The organism is Vibrio sp. M260118, from assembly GCF_036533755.1.
In the GTDB taxonomy this organism is placed as follows: Bacteria; Pseudomonadota; Gammaproteobacteria; order Enterobacterales; family Vibrionaceae; genus Vibrio.
In genome coordinates this window covers 1-3,613 of sequence record NZ_JATABG010000352.1, presented here as the reverse complement: position 1 = coordinate 3,613, position 3,613 = coordinate 1, and the positions used below count along the sequence as shown (strand labels likewise).

The 3,613-nt window shown below is 44.0% G+C and carries 4 protein-coding genes and 1 riboswitch; of the genes, 1 reads left to right on the top strand and 3 read right to left on the bottom strand.

The annotated features are described in order from the left end of the window. Together QTO00_RS16565 and thiD are read right to left on the bottom strand one after the other, a co-directional pair. Window positions 1-582 (bottom strand): phosphatase PAP2 family protein (locus QTO00_RS16565; protein ID WP_331425774.1); only part of this gene is annotated, 582 nt, incomplete at its 3' end. A gap of 244 nt (window positions 583-826) precedes the next feature. Then, the gene (thiD, locus tag QTO00_RS16560; protein WP_331425773.1) at window positions 827-1,657 is read right to left on the bottom strand and encodes a bifunctional hydroxymethylpyrimidine kinase/phosphomethylpyrimidine kinase; all 831 of its coding nucleotides are present in this window, start codon (window positions 1,655-1,657) and stop codon (window positions 827-829) included. Between the two features lie 105 nt (window positions 1,658-1,762). Next, a riboswitch (TPP riboswitch) is annotated at window positions 1,763-1,872 on the bottom strand. Window positions 1,873-2,035: 163 nt separating this feature from the next. Here thiD and QTO00_RS16555 point away from each other — a divergent pair. After that, window positions 2,036-2,923, top strand: a complete 888-nt coding sequence (locus QTO00_RS16555; RefSeq protein WP_331425772.1) for a LysR family transcriptional regulator — start codon at window positions 2,036-2,038, stop codon at window positions 2,921-2,923. A 14-nt stretch (window positions 2,924-2,937) separates the two neighbouring features. On the opposite strand, the gene QTO00_RS16550 is transcribed toward QTO00_RS16555, so the two are convergent. Further along, window positions 2,938-3,318 (bottom strand): VCBS domain-containing protein, encoded by a 381-nt coding sequence (locus tag QTO00_RS16550; protein ID WP_331425771.1) that lies wholly within the window; start codon window positions 3,316-3,318, stop codon window positions 2,938-2,940. Between the last annotated feature and the right edge of the window lie 295 nt (window positions 3,319-3,613).

Sequence of the window (3,613 nt, the reverse complement as noted above, 5' to 3'; positions counted from 1 at the left end):
TATTCCTAGCACAACGACCAAGCCAACATGTTTCGTTTGCCAAAATAAACTGCCAAAAAAGGCTAAGCAGATCGCGGCAAAAATAGTATGCCCAGACGGAAATGAGTAATCTTTCTCTCCTTGCCAGTGCTTAGTGCGCCATGACGAGACTTTTTGCGAAATCTCACTAATCACCTCCGCTTTCTGCGTAGCATCAAGATTATAAAAATGTGCCGGCTGAGGGATTAGCAATTGATGTGACAGTATTTCAGTATAAGGACGCGGGCTCTCAGTCATATGTTTTAACCCGACTTTTGCAGCAAAACCAATCACTAAAATGATACTCAGTTGTGCTAGCTTCGACACAAGGTGTGAGTTAGTACCTACTATTTTCCACATAACTAAAACAAGTATCGAAAGGGTGATGAGAAAGCCTTTTGAGCCAGCTGACGCTGTTAATAGGGCGAAACTCCGTCCGGTAATATCTGTAACCTCTGAGAGCAAATCAATATAACCAACCAACATCGACATGAGCGCGATCACAAACAAGAAAGCGATAAGCAACACGATACCTTCGCCTTTTTCGCGGATGAAGTTTTTCACGATATGAATTCACTACAACAAGAAACAGAGGCTGAATATTAGTTGAGTAGGTGTGGAGAATTTATCAATACAATGTCAATTTAATGAAATTTCACACCTCAATCCCCACTTGAAACGGTAAAATTGATGCCATTATAAGTACGAGTGATTTTGCCACTCGCACTTATTTATATACCCTAATAACCTCAATGATTAATCGCTAACCCTTGCTGCCAGAAAGCGGTTTCCATCGCACTTGGTCGCCTTAACGGACATTGGTGTGCCCACAGAAAAAGTGATGCACCGGACCGTGCCCTTGGCCCACTTCTAACTGATCAGCATGAGCAATGGCTTGCGAGATGTATTGTTTTCCAAGATGCACCGCTTTGTGCAAGTTATAACCTTGCGCGAGATAAGAAGCAATCGCCGATGAGAGCGTACAGCCCGTTCCATGAGTATTTTTTGTCGCCACCCGTTTAGCGGCGATAAGTTCACTGCTACTTAACTCAATGAAAAGATCATTACTGTTTTCACCTTGTTCAAGATGACCACCTTTAAGCAGTACCGCCTTAGCACCAAGCGCTCGAAGTGACTCAATCATTGCGCCCATTTGCTCTTCATCTTGCGGCACTTCAACACCGATCAGGGCAGCACCTTCAGGGAGGTTTGGGGTAATAAGATCAGCGAGCGGTAGTAGCTCTTGTTTAAGGGTTGAAATCGCTGATTGCTCTAAAAGTAGGTCGCCGCTGGTTGCGACCATAACAGGGTCAACCACTAAGTGTTTAGGTTGATACTGACGAATCTTTGCTGCAACAACTTTGATGATCTCAGCATCGGCCAACATGCCAACTTTGACTGCAACTACATTGAGATCGCTAAACACTGCATCGAGCTGACTTTTAATATGCTCAAGGGGAATTGGGTGGATAGCAGATACGCCTTGGGTATTTTGTGAAGTAATGGCGGTGATCACTGAGCAAGCATAGCTGCCTGTCGCTGACATAGCTTTGATGTCGGCTTGAATACCGGCACCGCCACCGCTGTCAGAGCCAGCAATGGTGAGTACAATTGGGGTAGTGTCTTGTGAATGTGGCATAAATGCTCCTACTACAAGACGTAAAGGAACTCTCGACCACGAAAAGGAACTCAAGAAATGAGACTAATTCATCGAATGCGAGTACAGCCAATCACCGAGTTTGCAAACTGGCTGCGTATAGTTCCCTACGTCAGTGCTAACTGAATCAGGTTCAACGGGTCTCGCTTCGCGATCTCAGCCCTTTCCAAATGGGTTAGGCTCCCCGACTATTGCCGCGATAATAACAATAAAAATCTAATAAATGCATTACTTATTTGTTACCAAGTTCAAGATTAGCGACTAATTTCCCGATTGCACTTCACAAACAAACTTTAGTTATCAAAATTTATTTTTATCTCATAAACTAATCTGGATAATATTTTGTTATGAGAAGATGAGATGATTAACCCAACGTGGCTCAAGACCTTCGCGACATTGATGGATACAGGCCATTTCACCAAAACTGCCGAAAAGCTCTATATGACTCAGCCAGGAGTCAGTCAGCACATCAAAAAGCTAGAACAAGCGTGTGGATACCCACTCATTGAACGACATAACAAAAGCTTTGAAGTTACAGAGGCCGGAAAGAGAGTCTATCAATATGCGCTTCAGGCTGAGCGTCAAGAGTCGGAGTTACTGAACTCACTCAATATGGAAGACCCATATTCAGGCAGCGTCTCTCTATCATGCTCTGGGTCACTCGCCCTGCTTCTGTACCCTCATTTGCTTAATTTACAATGTAAACATCAACAACTGATTCCTCGACTTGAAGCCGCGCCACATCATAAGATCGTCGCGGATGTTCTCTCGGGGCAGACTGACATCGGCATAGTAACCCAAGTACCTTCTGACTCTCGATTTGATTCACAAGTGCTAGGCAATGAGCCATTATGCTTGATGTTACCCAAAAAGCGCGCAACGAAAACACTTACAAAAGATGATCTCAAAGAGATAGGATTGATCCAGCACCCAGATGCGGTGACCTATCTTTCTATCTATTTTGCTCAGTGTGGGGAGTCTGAACTGGAAAAAATGAACATTGATGACATTCCCGTCAGCGGATACATCAATCAGTTGAATCAGATCTTGATGCCTGTCGCCAATGGTTTAGGTTTCACTGTTCTGCCAAAAAGTGCTCTTGACTCATTCCCTGACAAACAGCGTGTCTCTATCTTTGAACCAAGTAATGAAGTCGTCGAGACCCTCTATTTTCTCACCAAACGACACCGTCAGTTACCGAAGCGTTTAGAAACAATCAAACGCGAGGTGATGACCCAGTTGCGATGAGTTGAGGCGAGTCGCTAAACAAAGCACACCTTAGTCCCAAGATCATCAATCAACGCGCCGCCTGATGAGCCAATTAGTACAAGAGTCATAATCAATGATTCACCCTTGGTCGAGGTCAATGAAAACAGTTCGACCTTTCTTTCACCTAACGCAAGAAATTGCGTTTTAATGTGATAGACCGAGTATTCCCAGCGTCCAGATTCATTTATCGTTAGTGACCCTAGAGTGTCCGGGTCAGCAACAACGCTTTTCGGGGCGAAGCGAACGCGAACTCGATTTTCATCACTGATTTGCAATCTACCAGAGTCAAATAGTAGCGGTGAAAACAGATTGGTACCTTGGAACTCTGCACCAAAAGGGATCGCTGTATCTATAACTTCATTGGAGTTCGCCATAACACCCTCCTAAAAACGGTAAAACTCACCATGTTGTGGCCTGTGAGTAGATCTAGGCAATGTGTATGCCAAAAACACCATACTCATCTAGATGAATATTATCGAGAACTTTCAGAGAGATACAAACAGGGTAGAAAATTAAGCTGGCCGATTCTCAAAATGAGATGCAAAAACGGATCGATACAACCAGAATGAAAACAACAGGCTAAAACGCAAAAAAGGAGCCTGAGGCTCCTTTTTTCTAGCTGCTTCATCAATTATGCTTCGAGAACACCCTCACCAGACATCTCTGAAA

Excerpts from the sequence above, each read along its gene's own strand:
- thiD (WP_331425773.1), bottom strand. The coding sequence starts at position 1,657 with ATGCCACATTCACAAGACACTACCCCAATTGTACTCACCATTGCTGGC.
- QTO00_RS16555 (WP_331425772.1), top strand. The coding sequence starts at position 2,036 with ATGATTAACCCAACGTGGCTCAAGACCTTCGCGACATTGATGGATACA.
- QTO00_RS16550 (WP_331425771.1), bottom strand. The coding sequence starts at position 3,318 with ATGGCGAACTCCAATGAAGTTATAGATACAGCGATCCCTTTTGGTGCA.